This window comes from Arthrobacter sp. FW306-07-I (assembly GCF_021800405.1).
In the GTDB taxonomy this organism is placed as follows: domain Bacteria; phylum Actinomycetota; class Actinomycetes; order Actinomycetales; family Micrococcaceae; genus Arthrobacter.
The window spans coordinates 4,104,087-4,120,899 of sequence record NZ_CP084550.1; the positions used below are offsets into that span (position 1 = coordinate 4,104,087).

9 protein-coding genes and 1 pseudogene are annotated in these 16,813 nt (G+C 67.0%); 8 read left to right on the forward strand and 2 right to left on the reverse strand.

The window, feature by feature from the left end:
- Positions 1-68: 68 nt before the first annotated feature.
- The 4 genes from LFT46_RS19095 (at position 69) to LFT46_RS19110 (ending at position 5,711) form a co-directional block, all read left to right on the forward strand.
- On the forward strand, positions 69-683 hold the full coding sequence (locus tag LFT46_RS19095) for a TetR/AcrR family transcriptional regulator (RefSeq protein ID WP_236820705.1): 615 nt from the start codon (positions 69-71) through the stop codon (positions 681-683).
- Between the two features lie 124 nt (positions 684-807).
- Positions 808-2,346 (forward strand): aldehyde dehydrogenase family protein, encoded by a 1,539-nt coding sequence (locus LFT46_RS19100; protein ID WP_236820706.1) that lies wholly within the window; start codon positions 808-810, stop codon positions 2,344-2,346.
- Positions 2,347-3,987 carry a GMC family oxidoreductase gene (locus LFT46_RS19105; protein WP_236820707.1) on the forward strand — a complete coding sequence of 547 codons (1,641 nt, stop codon included), beginning with the start codon at positions 2,347-2,349 and terminating at the stop codon, positions 3,985-3,987.
- 149 nt (positions 3,988-4,136) lie between these two features.
- Positions 4,137-5,711, forward strand: a complete 1,575-nt coding sequence (locus LFT46_RS19110) for an APC family permease (RefSeq protein WP_236822084.1) — start codon at positions 4,137-4,139, stop codon at positions 5,709-5,711.
- Positions 5,712-5,785: 74 nt separating this feature from the next.
- Here LFT46_RS19110 and LFT46_RS19115 read toward each other — a convergent pair whose 3' ends face one another.
- Complete coding sequence (locus tag LFT46_RS19115) at positions 5,786-6,985, reverse strand: IS30 family transposase (protein ID WP_442863690.1); 1,200 nt, start codon at positions 6,983-6,985, stop codon at positions 5,786-5,788.
- 560 nt (positions 6,986-7,545) lie between these two features.
- Between LFT46_RS19115 and LFT46_RS19120 the strand changes: the two genes are divergently transcribed.
- The 4 genes and pseudogenes from LFT46_RS19120 to LFT46_RS21390 all read left to right on the forward strand — a co-directional run bounded on the left by LFT46_RS19120 (position 7,546) and on the right by LFT46_RS21390 (position 12,956).
- Positions 7,546-8,115 carry a hypothetical protein gene (locus LFT46_RS19120; RefSeq protein WP_236820708.1) on the forward strand — a complete coding sequence of 190 codons (570 nt, stop codon included), beginning with the start codon at positions 7,546-7,548 and terminating at the stop codon, positions 8,113-8,115.
- On the forward strand, positions 8,112-10,958 hold the full coding sequence (locus LFT46_RS19125; RefSeq protein WP_236820709.1) for an ATP-binding cassette domain-containing protein: 2,847 nt from the start codon (positions 8,112-8,114) through the stop codon (positions 10,956-10,958). Before LFT46_RS19120 ends, LFT46_RS19125 begins: the two co-directional genes overlap by 4 nt.
- Positions 10,959-11,417: 459 nt before the next feature.
- Positions 11,418-11,783, forward strand: a pseudogene (locus LFT46_RS21385) (ATP-binding cassette domain-containing protein); the annotation flags it as partial.
- Positions 11,784-12,230: 447 nt separating this feature from the next.
- Positions 12,231-12,956 (forward strand): ATP-binding cassette domain-containing protein, encoded by a 726-nt coding sequence (locus tag LFT46_RS21390; protein ID WP_442863698.1) that lies wholly within the window; start codon positions 12,231-12,233, stop codon positions 12,954-12,956.
- Positions 12,957-13,009: 53 nt separating this feature from the next.
- On the opposite strand, the gene metH is transcribed toward LFT46_RS21390, so the two are convergent.
- The gene (gene metH / locus LFT46_RS19135; RefSeq protein ID WP_236820711.1) at positions 13,010-16,654 is read right to left on the reverse strand and encodes a methionine synthase; all 3,645 of its coding nucleotides are present in this window, start codon (positions 16,652-16,654) and stop codon (positions 13,010-13,012) included.
- Positions 16,655-16,813: the final 159 nt, after the last annotated feature.

A 16,813-nucleotide genomic window follows, 5' to 3' on the forward strand; every position in this document is an offset into this window, starting at 1 on the left:
ATCGACAGGCCGGCAAGTACGCCGCTCCATGGTTAGGCAGGTGCAGTGTTAGGCAATAGTCTGGCCAGATGGGGACCAGTGCCGTGAACTCGGGCGAACAGACTGACAGGCAATCGCGCATCCTTGACGCAGCAATGGACCTGCTGTCCCGGCACGGTATTTCGGGCGTCAGTATGCGGGCAGTGGCGCGCGAAGCCGGCGTGGCGCTGGGCCTGGTCAACTACTACTTTGATGACAAGACCACCCTGATCCGGGCAGCCCTGGGCAGGGTGGATGAACACGATCTCTTGCTCGTTGCGCCGGACCCGTCGGTGCCTCCCGATGAGCAGCTTCGGAAGGCGCTCCGGCGGGTGGCAGCCGCCGACCTGCTCACCACCCGCTACCTGTCCCTGCGCCTGCATCTTTGGGCCCTGGCCCAAGCCGACGAAGATTACGCGCAGATCAACGCCGCCGCCTTTGACCGGTACATCGACGGGCTCGCCGCGCTGGTGTCCAGCGCCAAGCCCGACCTGCCCTGGCTGGCGTGCAGGGAGCGGGCTTCGGACATCGTGGTCATCCAAAACGGCATGTGGCTGACGGCGCTGCTCGGGGTGGACAAGGCCTCCATTCAACGAAGTATCACGCGGACGGAAGAGATCGCGTTCGCGCCGATCCCCCATCCTGACCGGGGCGAAAGAGACTAAAAACGCGGGGCCGGACGACGCCTAAAGCGCCGGCCGCAAGGCAACCGTAGCTGCATGAGCAGCATTGAACAAGTGTTCAAGAAATCTATTGAACACTTGTTCAAAGTGCATTACTGTCCTCCGTATGACTTACGCCACATCAACGCAGGACCTTGTTCCAGGCGTCGAAACCGACACAGCGTCCACCCTGTTCATCAACGGCAAGTGGGAACCGGCATCCTCCGGCGCTGTACGCGAAATCCGGAATCCGGCCGACGGCGAACTGGCGGCCATCGTCTCCGAGGCCGGCCGGGCGGACGCTGAACGCGCCATCGCTGCCGCCCGCTCCGCCTTCGACTCCGGCGTCTGGTCCGGCGTTCCGGCACCGGAGCGCGGCGCCTTCCTCCTGAAGGTTGCCGCCGGGCTGCGCGAACGCCGGGAAGAGTTCGCCCGCGCTGAGTCCCTGGACACCGGCAAGCGGATGGTGGAAAGCCGCATCGATATGGACGACATCGCCGCCTGCTTCGAATACTTCGGCAGGCTTGCCGGGCAGCAGGCGGGCCGCGTGGTGGACGCCGGGGACCCCGCCGTCGTGAGCAGGATCGTCTACGAACCCGTGGGTGTCTGCGGCCTCATCACGCCCTGGAACTACCCCCTCCTCCAGGCCGCGTGGAAGATCGCCCCGGCCCTCGCCGCCGGCTGCACCTTCGTCCTCAAGCCCTCCGAGCTCACCCCGTCCACCAGCATCCTGGCCATGCAGCTGCTGCAGGACCTCGGCCTGCCGGACGGCGTGGCCAACCTCGTCACCGGCACCGGCCCGGAGGCGGGCGCACCGCTTTCGGAACACCCCGCCGTCGACCTCGTCTCCTTCACCGGCGGCCTGGAAACCGGCAAGCGCATCGCCGCTGCCGCCGCCGGCACCGTCAAGAAGGTGGCCCTGGAGCTTGGCGGCAAGAACCCCAACGTGGTCTTCGCCGACGCCGACTTCGACGCCGCCGTGGACAACGCCCTCAACGGCGCGTTCGTCCACTCCGGCCAGGTCTGCTCCGCCGGGGCCCGGCTGCTGGTGGAGGAATCCATCGCCGAACGCTTCGTGGACGAGCTGGTCCGCCGCGCCCAGGACATCAAGCTCGGCGGCCCCTTCGATGACGCCGCCGAAACCGGCCCCCTTATTTCCGCCGCGCACCGGGACAAGGTGCACGCCTACGTCCAGCGCGGCATCCAGGAGGGTGCACGGCTGCGCACCGGCGGCGCCGCGCCGCAGGGAGAGAAGTACGACGCCGGGTTCTACTACCAGCCGACCATCCTGGACCAGGTGCAACGCGGGATGTCCGTGGTCACCGACGAGGCATTCGGCCCGGTGGTTACCGTGGAAACATTCCGCACCGAGGACGAGGCCGTCGCCACTGCCAACGACACCATCTACGGCCTGGCCGGCGCGGTCTGGACGCAGGACGCCGGCAAGGCGCAGCGCGTGGCATCCCGGCTGCGGCACGGCACCATCTGGATCAACGACTACCACCCTTACCTCCCCCAGGCCGAGTGGGGCGGCTTCGGCCAGTCCGGCGTCGGCCGCGAGCTTGGCCCCACGGGCCTGGCCGAATACCAGGAAGCCAAGCACATCTACCAGAACACCAGCCCGCAGGTCACCGGCTGGTTTGCTGACCACGGCAAGGAGAACTAGATGCACTTCGACAACATCGACGACGCCACCCAACGCGGTTTCGATTACGTCGTCATCGGCGGCGGGTCCGCGGGTGCCGCCGTGGCCGCCCGGCTGAGCGAGGACCCGGACGTGACCGTGGCCCTCGTGGAGGCAGGCCCGGATGACCGGAACATCCCCGAGATCCTGCAGCTGGACCGCTGGATGGAGCTGCTGGAATCCGGTTACGACTGGGACTACCCCATCGAGCCGCAGGAAAACGGCAACTCGTTCATGCGGCACGCCCGCGCCAAAGTGATGGGCGGCTGCTCCAGCCACAACTCCTGCATCGCCTTCTGGGCACCGAGGGAGGACCTGGACGAGTGGGAAGCCAAGTACGGCGCCACCGGCTGGAACGCCGACGCCGCCTGGCCCCTGTACCAGCGGCTGGAAACCAACGAGGACGCCGGACCGGACGCACCCCACCATGGGGACTCAGGCCCCGTTCACCTGATGAACGTGCCCCCGGCGGATCCTGCCGGCGTCGCGCTTCTCGATGCGTGCGAGCAGTCGGGCATCCCCCGCGCCAAATTCAACACCGGAACCACCGTGGTCAACGGCGCCAACTTCTTCCAGATCAACCGCCGTGCTGACGGCACCCGCGCCTCCAGCTCCGTCTCCTACATCCATCCCATCATCGACCGCCCCAACTTCACCCTGCTGACCGGCCTGCGCGCCCGCCAGCTGGTGTTCGACGCGGACAAGCGCTGCACCGGTGTGGACGTGGTGGATTCCGCCTTCGGCCGCACCCACCGCCTCACCGCGCACCGCGAGGTGGTCCTGTCCACCGGCGCCATCGACTCCCCCAAACTGCTCATGCTCTCCGGCATCGGCCCGGCCGCGCACCTCGCCCAGCACGGCATCGAGGTCCTGGTGGACTCCCCCGGCGTAGGCGAGCACCTGCAGGACCACCCGGAAGGCGTGGTGCAGTTCGAGGCCAAACAGCCCATGGTTCAGACCTCCACCCAGTGGTGGGAGATCGGCATCTTCACTCCCACGGAGGACGGCCTGGACCGCCCCGACCTGATGATGCATTACGGGTCCGTCCCGTTCGACATGAACACCCTGCGGCACGGCTACCCCACCACGGAGAACGGCTTCAGCCTCACCCCCAACGTCACGCACGCCCGCTCCCGCGGGACGGTCCGGCTGCGCAGCCGCGACTTCCGCGACAAGCCCATGGTGGACCCGCGCTACTTCACCGACCCCGGGGGCCACGACATGCGCGTCATGGTGGCAGGCATCCGCAAGGCCCGCGAAATCGCCGCCCAGCCCGCCATGGCGGAATGGACCGGCCGCGAACTCTCACCCGGCGTCGAGGCGCAGACCGACGAGGAGCTTCAGGACTACATCCGCAAGACCCACAACACCGTGTACCACCCGGTGGGCACCGTCCGCATGGGAGCGGACGACGACGGGATGTCACCTTTGGATTCCCGGCTGCGGGTCAAAGGCGTCACCGGCCTCCGGGTCGCCGACGCGTCCGTCATGCCCGAACACGTCACCGTCAACCCCAACATCACCGTCATGATGATCGGCGAGCGCTGTGCCGCCCTGATCAAGGCTGATTACGCCGGCGCCGACGCCCTGGAAGAGAAGGAGCTCACCACGTCCCTGGCCTGAGCGGCAGGCCTGAACGGGGCCCGCACATCCCAACAATGCGGGCCCCTCCACCAAGCAATATCCGCCGCACCCCAGGGCGGCCGGCCCATCGTGCTTTTCTGATCTAGGAGTCCATATTGGAACCCAGCAAGAGTATTGATTCAAGCGGCATGGACGAATTCGGCTACACCCAGACCTTGGACCGAAGCATCGGCAAGTTCGCCAGCTTCGCCGCGGGTGTCAGCTACATCTCCATCCTCACCGGCGTTTTCCAACTGTTTTACTTCGGCTTTTCCATGGCCGGCCCGGCGTACGCCTGGTCCTGGCCCATCGTGTTCGTCGGCCAGCTGATGGTGGCCCTGTGTTTCGCCGAGTTGGCGGGCCGTTACCCGGTTGCCGGCTCCGTCTACAACTGGGCCAAGCGGCTCGCCTCCGGAACCTCCTCCTGGCTGGCCGGCTGGCTGCTGCTGTTGTCCTCCATCATGGCCCTGGGCTCCGTGGCCCTGGCCCTGCAGATCACCCTCCCCCAGCTATGGGAGGGCTTCCAGTTCGTCGGTGACGGCACCGGCCCCTACGACTTCGCCATGAACGGCGTGGTGCTGGCCACCATCATGATCACCATCTCCACGCTGATCAACGCGTTCGGTGTGAAGCTGATGACCCGGATCAACAGCATCGGCGTCTTCGTGGAGCTCATCGCCGCCGTGCTGCTGGTCCTCGCCCTCGGCTGGCACGTGGTGCGCGGACCCGAGGTCTTCTTCCAGACCAACGGCTTCGGTGAAGGCAACGACCTTGGCTTCTTCGGCGTCTTCCTGATCGGCGCCATGGCCTCCGGCTACGTCATGTACGGCTTCGACACCGCCAGCTCCCTCGGCGAGGAAACCAAGGACCCCAAGAAGACCGCACCCAAGGCCATCCTGCGGGCTGTCACGGCGTCCTTCGTGCTCGGCGGGCTAATCCTGCTGTTCGGCATCCTGGCCGCCCCGGACCTCGCGGACCCCCAAGTGGGATCTCCCGACGGCGGGCTGCAGCACATCGTGCTCTCCGTCCTGGGTGGACCCTTCGGCAAGGCCTTCCTGGCCTGCATCGTGGTGGCCGTGGTGGTCTGCACCCTGGCCGTGCACGCCGCCGCCATCCGCATGATGTTCGCCATGGCCCGCGACAACAACCTGCCTTTCAGCCGGCAGCTCAGCAAGGTGGACCCGGTCCGCAGGACCCCCACGGTCGCCGCGATCGTCATCGGCATCATGGCGGTCATCCCGCTGCTGGTCAACGTCATGCAACCGGCCATCTTCACCATCCTGTCCAGCATCAGCATCGTGCTGATCTACCTGTCCTACCTCCTGGTCACGGTGCCCCTGCTGCGCAAGCGGTTCGCCAGGAAGTGGCCCATCCTGGATGACGGTTCCGAGCCCGGGTTCTGCATGGGCAAGTGGGGGCTGCCCGTGAACATCCTGGCCGTCCTGTGGGGTGCCGCCATGACCATCAACCTGGTCTGGCCGCGACCGGAGATCTACAACTCGGTGCCGCCGTTCGAGTGGTACCTGCAGTGGGGCGGGGTGATGTTCGTGGCTGCCGTGGTTGTCGGCGGGGCCCTGCTCTACCGCCTGAAGATCCGGCACCAGACCGGCGTGCTGGCCGAGCACGCCGCAGCCGTGTCCGCCCATCCGTCGTCCAATGACCCTCGGTATGACGCAGCGGAGGAAGTGGCGCCGGCCAACGCGGTCCTGGCAACCGAAGGCTAGCAACACCACATCAATAAAGGTCGACGGCGGCACTCGCTTGGCGGTTTCTAGGGGTCGTTGCAACACTGCTGGTGTTATGTGGTCATTAGTAGATCACGCAGACGCTCGGCTGGGGTGTCCCAGCCGAGCGTTTTGCGTGGTCGGCTGTTGAGTTCTTGGGCGACGTGTTCGAGGTCTTCGGGGCCATAGATGGATAGGTCCGTGCCTTTTTCGAAGTATTGGCGCAGCAAGCCATTGGTGTTTTCGTTGGAGCCGCGTTGCCAGGGGCTGGCGGGGTCGCAGAAGTAGACCTGCATGTCCGTGGCCATGGTGAAGGATTTGTGGGCTGCCATTTCCGCGCCCTGGTCCCAGGTCAGGGAGCCTCGGAGGTGTTCGGGGAGTGTCTTCATCGTGGCGATGAGGCCATCACGGACGGTTTCGGCGGTGTGGTCTCCGGGCAGATGGACGAGCATGACGTATCTGGTGGTGCGTTCAACGAGGGTGGCGATGGCGGACTGGTTGCTTGCCCCGGTGATCAGGTCTCCTTCCCAGTGTCCTGGAACGGCGCGGTCTTCAACTTCGGGTGGGCGTTCGGAGATCATCACCATAGGGTCAGCGAAGCGGGGCTGCCGCTGCTGGGGGTCCTTGTGAGGCTTACGGCGCGTCCGGCCGGTGCGCAGAGCTGCCTGGACTTCACGTTTGAGTCCTCCGCGGGCCTGGAAGTAGAGGGCCTGATAGATCGTTTCTGGGCTCACGCGCATCTCCGGGTCGTTGGGAAACTTCCTGATCAGCTTGTTGCTGATCTGTTCCGGTGACCAGCGCCGAAGCAGCTTCTTCTTCACATACTTTCGTAACCGGTGGTGAGTGACCAGCTTGCTGTCCTTGGGCCGGGGCCGCCGGGCGGTCGCGGCACGTTGGGCTGCATAGGCGTAATACTTCCCATCGTTGACACTGTTCCTGGCCAGTTCCCGGCTGATGGTCGAGGCGGACCGGCCCAGCTCCCTGGCGATCTTCCGGACCGGTGTGCCGGCAGCGCGGAGGTCAGCAATCCGTTCCCGGTCCTGCAAAGTCAGGAATCTGGCATCCAGTGGTTTCTCCAAGGCCGCAAGTGCGGGAAACGCGCCAGAATCGGTGATCGCTTCGTCGGTGGTCAGTGTCATCACACCACTGGTGTAATCGACCCGGCGGCCATCACGGTAGATTCGCCCGTTCCGTGTCCTTCTGACCCCGTTGTCCCATTCCTGGGCCGTGCACCGGTTAATGCCCAGTTCTTTGGCAGCCTCCCGGCGTGTCATTCCAGCTTCGCGGAGCTTGCGGAAATCCTCACGGCTGGGGCCTTCCGTGCGTTTCCGCGCAAGCCCGGCCTTCTGGGTCCACTTGTAACAAGTTTGACGGCTCAACCCCAGTTCGGCAGCGGCAACCGTAGTGCTACCGGTACGCGCCAAAGCCTTGAAGAACGCTGCCTTCACCTCCGGGGTTACTCTCGCCCCACGGACATTCCCGCCATTTATGGTGCCGGCAGATATTCCCGCCTCACGCAGCCACCGGTAGCACGCCGACGGTTTAAGCCCGAGCTCAGCCGCGGCAAGAGCAACACTCCCCGCGCTTGCCAGTGCCCGGAAGAACCCTTCCCTTTCCCCGGAGGTATAGCTCCGTCGAGGGGTCCTGCCCTCGCTTAAAGACGACATGGTCGTTGCAACTCCCAAAACTAAGGGGTGTTGCAACGACCACTAGAACCCAAGCTTGAGTGCCGCCGTCGACCTTTGTGCGTGGTGCCCGCCTGCCATGTTGAGAACCGGCGTCACACAACGGAACCGCCATCGGCTCCGGACCGGCAACGCCCTACCCTTGACAGGTGACATTGACTAAGATCCGCACCGCCGCCGCGAGCTCCATCGCCGCCGCTGGCCTCCTGCTTACCCTCGCCGCCTGCTCCACCCCGGCGGCCAACCAGCCAAGTTCCTCCGCCCCGGCTTCCTCCTCGTCCGCTTCATCCAGCGCCAGCGCTGCTTCAACCTCCGCCGGCCCCTGCGCCGGCGTGAAGGTCATCGTCGATTCCGGCGCCCTGAAGCAGGCCGCCGCCGACACCTCCACCTGCGTGTCCGTGGATGGACCCACCGTGGCATCGGACGTGCTGGGCAAAGCCGACGTGAAGATCGAAGGCACCGCCAAGTACCCCACGAGCTTCGCGTGCCGCGTCAACGGCGTGCCCGCTGCGGACTTCGACATCAAGCACAAGGGTGGCACTACCCGCGAAGCGTGCGATGACAAAAACACGGTCTCTTATTGGGCCCTCTGGGTGAAGCCCGCCGCCGGCACGTGGGCTTACGCGCAGGAAGGCCTGGACAGCCTCAAGCTCAGCCCCGGTGAGAGCCTTGAACTGCTCTACACCGTGGACAACGAACCGGCAGCACCTGCGTCATGACCTTCCGGCCCGCGCCGTTGCGCGCAGCGGCAGTTCTCGCCGCTGTGTTCATCGCGGCGCGGGTCGTCTATCGCGTCCTCTTTAACGGAGCCGGAACCGGCAGTCCGGTCCTGCTCAATCTCCCGCCGCTGCGGCTTCCCGCCCCGTACGCCCACGTGGTGTTCCTCGGTCCGGTGACCGGGCCCGGGCTCTGGCAGGCTTTTCTGTCCGCGCTGCCGATCGCGCTGACCATCCTAGCTTTTGGCCTGCTCAATGCCTGGGTGGATGTGTCCCGCGGCTTCGTGAAGCTGGCCCGCGGCGGCCCCCTGCAGGGCGTTGCCCGGATGCTGGTTGTCGCGTGGGCTGCGCTACCCGCCCTTTCCGACGCCGTCGCCTCGGTCCGCCTGGCCTTCCGGCTCCGGGGCGAAAAGTTCGGACCGCGCGCCCTGGTGCCGATCCTCGAGCGGACCCTGGAGCACGCGGGCCGGGTTGCCGCGGCCCTAGAGCTGCGCGGGTTCGGGAGCCGGGCATCCCGCCAAGGACATCACGACGACGGCGCTCCCCTTCTGGTGCGCGACGCGCAGTTCCGCATCGCTGACACGTGCATCCGGGTTGATTCGTTTGCCCCGTCGGCCGGGTCCGTCGCGGTGATCACCGGGCCCACGGGCTCTGGCAAGTCCACCATTCTGCGCGGCATTGCAGGCCTCCTTTCGCACGTGGACGGCGGGAGCGTGTCCGGCACGGTACGAATTGCCGGGACGGACCGGGCCTCCGCTCCCCCGCGCGACACGGCCGGCTTGGTGGGCGTCGTCCTGCAGAATCCGCGCGCTGCCTTTGCCACCACCCGCGTCCGAGACGACATCGCCCTGGCCCTCGAGCTCCGTGGCGTGCCCTCCGCTGCTGCGAGGGACCGGGTACGGGAGGTGGCGCACCGGATAGGAGTCTCCGGCCTGCTGGACCGGGACGTCAGCACCCTCTCGGCCGGTGAGGCCACGCTGGTGGCCATCGCGGCCGCCGTCGTGGATAACCCGCAGCTGCTCCTGGTGGATGAGCCCCTCGCCGACCTTGATGCCACCGCCCGTGCACACGTCATCGGCGTCCTTCGTGCCCTGGCCAACGACGGCGTGTGCGTCATCGTCGCCGAGCACCGCGCCGCGGCGCTGGCGCCAATTGCCGATTCGTGGTGGGCCATCGAGGGCGGCGCGCTCGTCCCGGGCACCGCACCCGCCCCCGCCGCTCCCGCCGAATCCTGGCCGGCGGCCGCCCCGGACCACGCCCGCACCCCCGTGCTGACGGCAACCCATCTCGAGGTGCGCCGGAAGGGCGGACCGCTGGTCCGCGACGCCTCGCTGGCCCTGCACCACGGCGAGATCGTGGCAGTGGTGGGACCGAACGGGGCCGGGAAGTCGTCCCTGCTGGTGGCGCTGGCCCTGGGTGAAGGTACCGGCGCAACGTCCGACAGCGGCCGGGTCGCCCTGGTGCCGGACGCGTCGGACGACCTCTTCACCAGGGACACGGTAACGGGCGAGCTGCGGTCGGCGGAGCGGCGGCAGGCGCGGCGGAACAAGGGCACAGCGGTTACTGCCGGTACCGCGGCGGCACGGCTGTCCCGGCTGCGGGGAGGCAGCAGCATTCCGGTCGGGAACGGGCATCCGCGGGACCTCTCCGCCGGCGAGCGCAGGATCCTGGCCATCGCCCTGCAGACCATGGATGACCCCGATGTGCTGCTCATCGACGAACCCACGCGCGGGCTCGATCCGGCCGCACGGACTGCAGTGGCGACGGCCCTGCGCACCGCGGCAGCGGAAGGCGCGGCGGTCCTGATCGCCACGCACGACCTCGACTTCGCCCACAGCCTGGGCGCCCGGATCCTCCCGATGCGCGATGGCGTGGCCCCATCTCTGGAACCTGTCGCTGCTCCGGCACCCTATCTCCCGTCGCCCCGTCCTGCTCTTGCCAGCGCACAGGCGGGGGTGTCCACCGCTGAACAGGCAGACGTCGCGTGTGCCACGAAGCCCCACCGGATCCGGATGCCGCGCGGCGCCGAGCTTGCTGTCCTCGCCGTTGCCAACCTGGCCGCCCTTGCGGCGTTCTGCTGGCCGCTGCTTGCCGCGGCACTCCCGCAGGACGCTGCCGCCGCAACCCCCTACATCGCCCTGGCCATCGCACCCGTGGCCGCGGTCGCCGTCGTGCTTTCGCTGGACGGATCGGTGCGCTCGGCACATACGGTGGCGCTGCTCGGCGTGCTGGCTGCCGTCGGTTCCGCCGTGCGGGTGGCGAGCACCGGCGTCGGCGGCGTGGAGGCGGTGTTCATCCTGTTGATCCTGGCCGGCCGTGCGTTCGGTGCGCGGTTCGGGCTGCTGCTCGGAGCCGCCACGATTGCCGTCTCCAGTGCGCTGTGGGGCGGGATCGGGCCGTGGACGCCGTTCCAGATTTTCGCCTGCGCGTGGGTGGGCGCCGGGGCCGGTCTGCTCCCCAAGCGGGTTCGCGGCCGGGCCGAGCTGTGGATGCTCGCGGCGTACGGCGTGGTGGCGTCCTACCTGTTTGGGCTGCTGCTGAACCTGTGGTTCTGGCCCTTCGCGGTGGGCGCCGGCACCGGCATCTCGTACGTTCCGGGTGCGCCGCTGGCCACCAACCTCAGCAGCTTCCTGCTGTACTCGCTGCTGACGTCGACGGCGGGCTGGGATACCCTGCGCGCCGTCACCACCGTCATCGGCGTCGCGGTGGTGGGCCGGGCCGTGCTCGCCTCGCTGCGGCGGGTGAAGCCGGTGTCCGGAGCTACGCCCACTACCAGCGGACGGTCCCGGCACGCCGGGCAGGGCGAATCGGTGCCCAGGGAATCGGCCGACGCCCACCGGTGCTGACGGGTTGCCTTCCGGTACTGAATTTGTGACACTGATGTCCTCTGTTCCCCAGTGTGAGGCAATCTTTTGACGGGCATTTCAGGTTTCGCGACGCAGTCCGCGCGCTGACACTTCCCTGACGCCCTAAGGGCCGGTGGATCTCAGCGCTTTTACCGCTGAAACCACCCGGAGCCCGATGCCAATCCATGGCGTTCTTTGCCCTGCACTGATTTCCCGCCACCCTGCACAGCCTGGTGCTTATCCCCGCGCGCCCTGGCCGGCTTCCGTGGCAGCCCGTCCCCCGTAGGACTTCCCGCGCGTTCCACACCTGACCTTTTTGGCGAACCGCGGCCCGGCCGCCCGGCATCTTCTATTGGGAGCACCATGCCTACATCACATACTCCATCCGTCGTCCTCACGGACGTCCATTTCCAGTGGCCGGACGGCTCACCGGCGCTGTCCGGGATCTCCGGCAGTTTCGGGCCGGGAAAAACCGGGCTGGTGGGAACCAACGGTTCCGGAAAATCCACCCTGCTGCGCCTGATAGCAGGGACGTTCGCGCCAACCGCCGGCACCATCTCCACAGGAGGCGACGTTGGCTACCTGCCTCAGACCCTGACGCTGCGCCGCGATGCCACGCTGATGAAACTGCTCGGAATCAAGGACAAGGTCACCGCCCTGCGCGCCATCGAATCCGGAGATGCCGCAGTGGAGCACTTCGACGTCCTCGGTGACGACTGGGACATCGAAGCCCGCGCTGGTGAAGCGCTGCAGGATATCGGGCTCTCCGGGGCCGGGCTTGACCGGAGCGTGGGTGAGTTGTCCGGCGGGGAGGCGATGCTGGCCGCCATCAGCGGGCTGCGGATCCGGCGGACTCCCATCACGCTGCTGGATGAACCGACCAACAACCTGGACCGGGATGCCCGTTCGGCACTTGGCCGGATGCTGGGTGATTGGCCGGGAAGCCTGCTGGTGGTCAGCCACGACCTGGCACTGCTGGAGCTGATGGACGAAACGGCAGAGCTTTATGAGGGAGGGCTGACGGTATTCGGCGGACCCTACAGCAAATGGCGGGATTACCTGGATGATCAGCAGGCTGCCGCGATGCAGGCCACGCGGGCTGCCGAACAGCAGGTGAAGAAGGAAAAGCGCCAGAAGCAGGAGGCGGATACAAAGCTGGCAAGCCGGGCCAGGGCAGGCCGGAAGAGCTACGAGAACAAGAAGGGGTCCAAAATCCTGATGAACCAACGGGCCTCCGACGCCCAGGTGGCGGCAGGAAAAATGCGCTCCGGAATGGATTCCAGGGTGCAGGCGGCCCAGGATGCCTTGGACGCCGCTGCTTTCCGGGTGCGCGAGGAGGAACGGATATCGGTGGATCTTCCCGACCCGCAGGTCCCGCGCAGCCGGCGGATCGCCGAGCTGTGGGGCACCGACCGCTCCTACGTGGTGCAGGGCCCCGAACGGGTGGCGATCATTGGCCCGAACGGAACCGGAAAGACCACGCTCCTGGAGAGGCTGGCCGGTTGCCTTCCGTGCACCGACGGTGAAGCCGGCGGCAGCCTGCTCACGGACCGGGCCGGGTACCTGCGCCAGCGGCTCGATGGGCTCAGGGAAGAAGCCACCACGCTCGAAAACGTCCAGGACGCCGCAGCGGCGGTGCCTTCCGGTGATATCCGGAACCGGTTGGCACGGTTCCTTTTGCGCGGGGACAGCGTGAACCGGCCGGTGCGGACGCTCTCCGGCGGTGAACGGTTCCGGGTTTCCCTGGCCACGCTGCTGTTCGCGGACCCGCCCGCCCAGGTGCTGATCCTGGACGAGCCCACCAACAACCTGGATATCCGCAGCGTGGACCAGTTGGTGGAGGCCCTCGCTGCGTATCGGGGCGCCGTGATTGTGGTCAGTCACGATGACGCGTTCCTGGACCGGCTGGACCTGGACCTCATCCTCAGCCTGGACCGCGGCGGTTCGTTGACCCAGCTGGCCACGCTGCCGGGCACCTCCCTCCCGGGCGGGGAATGACAGGGAGGCGGGTCCCGGAGTGACAGTCGTGCCGATCCGGGAACCGGTCCTGCTCACACCTTGAAGTACTTGGCCTCCGGGTGGTGGAACACGAACGCGTCGGTGGACTGTTCCGGGTGCAGCATGAGCTCGTCGCTCAGGATGACGCCCATGCGCTCGGGCTTCAGCAGCTCGGTGACCTTGCGGCGATCCTCCATGTCAGGGCAGGCGGGGTAGCCCAAGGAGAACCGGGCACCACGGTAGTCAAGCTTGAAATACCCCGCCGTGTCCTTCGGCTCCTCGGACCCGAAGCCCAGCTCCTTACGGATGCGGGCGTGCCAGAACTCTGCGAGCGCCTCGGTGAGCTGCATGACCAGGCCGTTGAGCTCGTAGTAGTCGCGGTACTGGTTGGCCGCGAACATCTTGGAGGTGAACTCCTCGATCTTCGAGCCGGCGGTGACCAGCTGCACCGGGAGCACGTCGATCTGGCCAGACTCCCGTGACTTCACAAAGTCCGCCAGGCACAGGTGCCGGTCGCGGCGCTGGCGCGGGAAGTCGAAGCGCAGGCGGTCGGTGCCGATCGGGCCGCCTGAACCACCGTCCGGGGCGAGCAGGCCGGCCTGCCCCAGGACGCCGTCGGGATCCTCGCCGTGGTGCAGCACCACTACCTGTTCGCCCTCGGAGACCACCGGGAAGTAGCCGTACGCGACGGAGGCGTCCAGCATGCCCTCGCCCAGGATGCGGTCCAGCCAGTAGCGCAGGCGCGGCCGGCCTTCGCGTTCCACGAGTTCCTCGTAGGAGGCGACGTCCTCGCCGCGGCCGGGCTTGAGACCCCACTGGCCCATGAAGGTGGCACGCTCGTCGAGGAACGCTGAGTAGTCGTGGAGCGAGACGCCGCGGACGATGCGCGTGCCCCAGAACGGCGGCACGGGCACGGGGTTGTCGGTGGCCACGTCGGAGCGGCCGGGCATGGCTTCCGGCTCGGTGATGGTGAACTTCGCGCCGCCCTTGTGGATGCGCTTCTTCAAAGGCGGCAGGCCGACGTCGTCCGGGGACTCGCCGCGGGCCACGCGGACCAGGGGCTCCATGAGGGAGAGGCCCTCGAAGGCGTCCTTGGCGTAGCGGACCACGCCGTCGAACTGCTCAGCCAGGTCCTGCTCCACGTAGGCGCGGGTGAGGGCTGCGCCGCCCAGGATGACCGGCCACTTCTTGGCCAGGCCGCGCGACTGGAGCTCTGCGAGGTTTTCCTTCATCACCACGGTGGATTTCACCAGCAGCCCGGACATGCCAATGACGTCGGCGTTATGCTGCTCGGCGGCGGCGATGATCTCCGCGATGCCCTGCTTGATGCCGATGTTGATGACCTTGTAGCCGTTGTTGGTGAGGATGATGTCCACCAGGTTCTTGCCGATGTCGTGCACGTCGCCGCGGACGGTGGCGATCACCATGGTGCCCTTGCCGGAGGAATCGGACTTCTCCATGTGCGGCTCGAGCAGGGCAACGGCGTTCTTCATCACCTCGGCGGACTGGAGCACGAACGGCAGCTGCATCTCGCCGGCGCCGAAGCGTTCGCCCACCACCTTCATGCCTTCAAGCAGGTGGTCGTTGATGATGCCCAGCGGGGTCATGCCCTCGCTGCGGGCCAGGTCCAGGTCTGCTTCGAGGCCCTTGCCTTCGCCGTCGATGATGCGCCGTTCCAGGCGTGCGCCCGTGGGCAGCGCGGCGAGTTCGGCGGCGCGCTGGTCCTTGAGGGCTGCGGTGTCGACGCCGGCGAACATGTCCAGCATGATGGCGAGCGGATCGTAGGTGGTGTTGCCGTCGGCATCGTATTCGCGGCGGTCCCAGACCAGGTCCAGGGCCACCTTGCGCTGCTCCTCCGGGAGGGAGGCGAGCGGGACGATCTTGGCGGCGTCGATGATGCCGCTGGTGAGGCCGGCCTGGACAGCCTCATGCAGGAACACGGAGTTCAGGACGATACGTGCGGCCGGGTTGAGGCCGAAGGAGACGTTGGAGACGCCGAGCGTGGTGTTGATGCCGGGGTACTTGGCGGTGATCTGGCGGATGGCCTCGATGGTTTCGATGCCGTCGCGGCGAGTCTCCTCCTGGCCGGTGGCGACAGGGAAGGTGAGGCAGTCGACGATGATGTCCTCGACACGCATGCCCCATTCACCCACCAGGGAGTCGATCAGGCGGGAGGCGATGGCCACCTTGCCGTCGGTGGTGCGGGCCTGGCCGTGTTCGTCGATGGTCAGGGCGATGACGGCGGTGCCGTGCTCCTTCACGAGCGGCATGATGCGCGCGAACCGGCTGTTGGGGCCGTCGCCGTCCTCGTAGTTGACGGAGTTGACCACCGGGCGGCCGCCGATGAGTTCCAGGCCGGCTTTGAGGACGGGAGGTTCGGTGGAGTCGATGACCAGCGGGAGGGTGGAGGCGGACGCGAACCGGGAGACAATCTCCTTGACGTCCGCCACGCCGTCGCGGCCCACGTAGTCCACACAGACGTCCAGCAGGTGAGCACCGACGCGGATCTGTTCGCGGGCGATGTCCACGCAGTCGTCCCAGCGCTCTTCGAGCATGGCCTGGCGGAAGGCCTTGGAGCCGTTGGCGTTGGTGCGCTCACCGATGGCCAGGTAGGCGGATTCCTGGTCGAAGTTCACGTGCTGGTAGAGGGAGGCGACGCCGGCCTCGCGCTCTTCGGGGACGCGGGCCGGCGCGTTATCTGCTTTAGTGTCCACGGCTTTGGCGCGGAAGGGCGCCAAACGTTCGACGACGGCGGCCATGTGCTCCGGCGTCGTACCGCAGCAGCCGCCCACCAGGCCCAGACCGAATTCGCGCACGAACTGTTCGTGCGCGGTGGCGAGTTCGGTGGGGGTGAGCGGGTAGTGCGCGCCATTGGCGCCGAGGATGGGCAGGCCGGCGTTAGGCATGCAGGCGATGGCCACGGAGGACTGCTTGGCGAGGTGGCGGAGGTGTTCGCTCATCTCGTCCGGGCCGGTGGCGCAGTTCAGGCCGATCGCGTCGACGCCGAGCGGTTCCAGGGCGGTGAGTGCGGCGCCGATTTCGGAGCCCATGAGCATGGTTCCGGTGGTTTCGACGGTCACTTCGACGAAGATGGGGAGGCGGATGCCCTTGGAGACGATGGCCTGCTTACAGCCGTTGACCGCGGCTTTGGTCTGCAGGAGGTCCTGGCTGGTTTCGATGAGGAAGGCGTCCGCTCCCCCGTCGATGAGGCCCTCGGCCTGCAGGGCGAAGGTCTGCTTGAGGTAGTCGTAGCTGGTGTGGCCCAGGCTGGGGAGCTTGGTGCCCGGGCCCATGGAGCCGAGGACCCAGCGCACGCGGCCGTCTGTTTCTTCTGCCGCTTCCGCGCGTTCGCGGGCGATTTGTGCGCCCTTTCTTGCCAACTCCTCGATGCGGTCATCGATGCCGTAGTCGGAGAGGTTGGACCAGTTGGCGCCGAAGGTGTTGGTCTCCACGGCGTCGATGCCGGTGGCGAAGTAGGCGTCGTGGATGTCCGCGATGACGTCCGGGCGGGTGTCGTTGAGGATCTCGTTGCAGCCCTCGAGGTTCTGGAAGTCTTCCTCGAGCGAGAGGTCCCGGCCCTGCAGCATGGTGCCCATGGCGCCGTCGGCAATGACCACCCGGTGGTTCACGGCGTCCAGCAGCTCCTGGGACCGGGCGGGACGGGGGACGGACTCGATGTCCAGTGCAAAACGAGGCATTTAAACAGGTTACGGGCGTGGCGCTGAACGTTGCGCTGTGTGTCGGTGTGCTACGGCGGGTGGGCCGCCACAGGTGCCTGCTTCCAAAGCCCTTATCCCACGCACAGTCCTTGCCGGTAAGCCGATAATTGACCTTATGTAAAGCTGTACTCTGCGTAT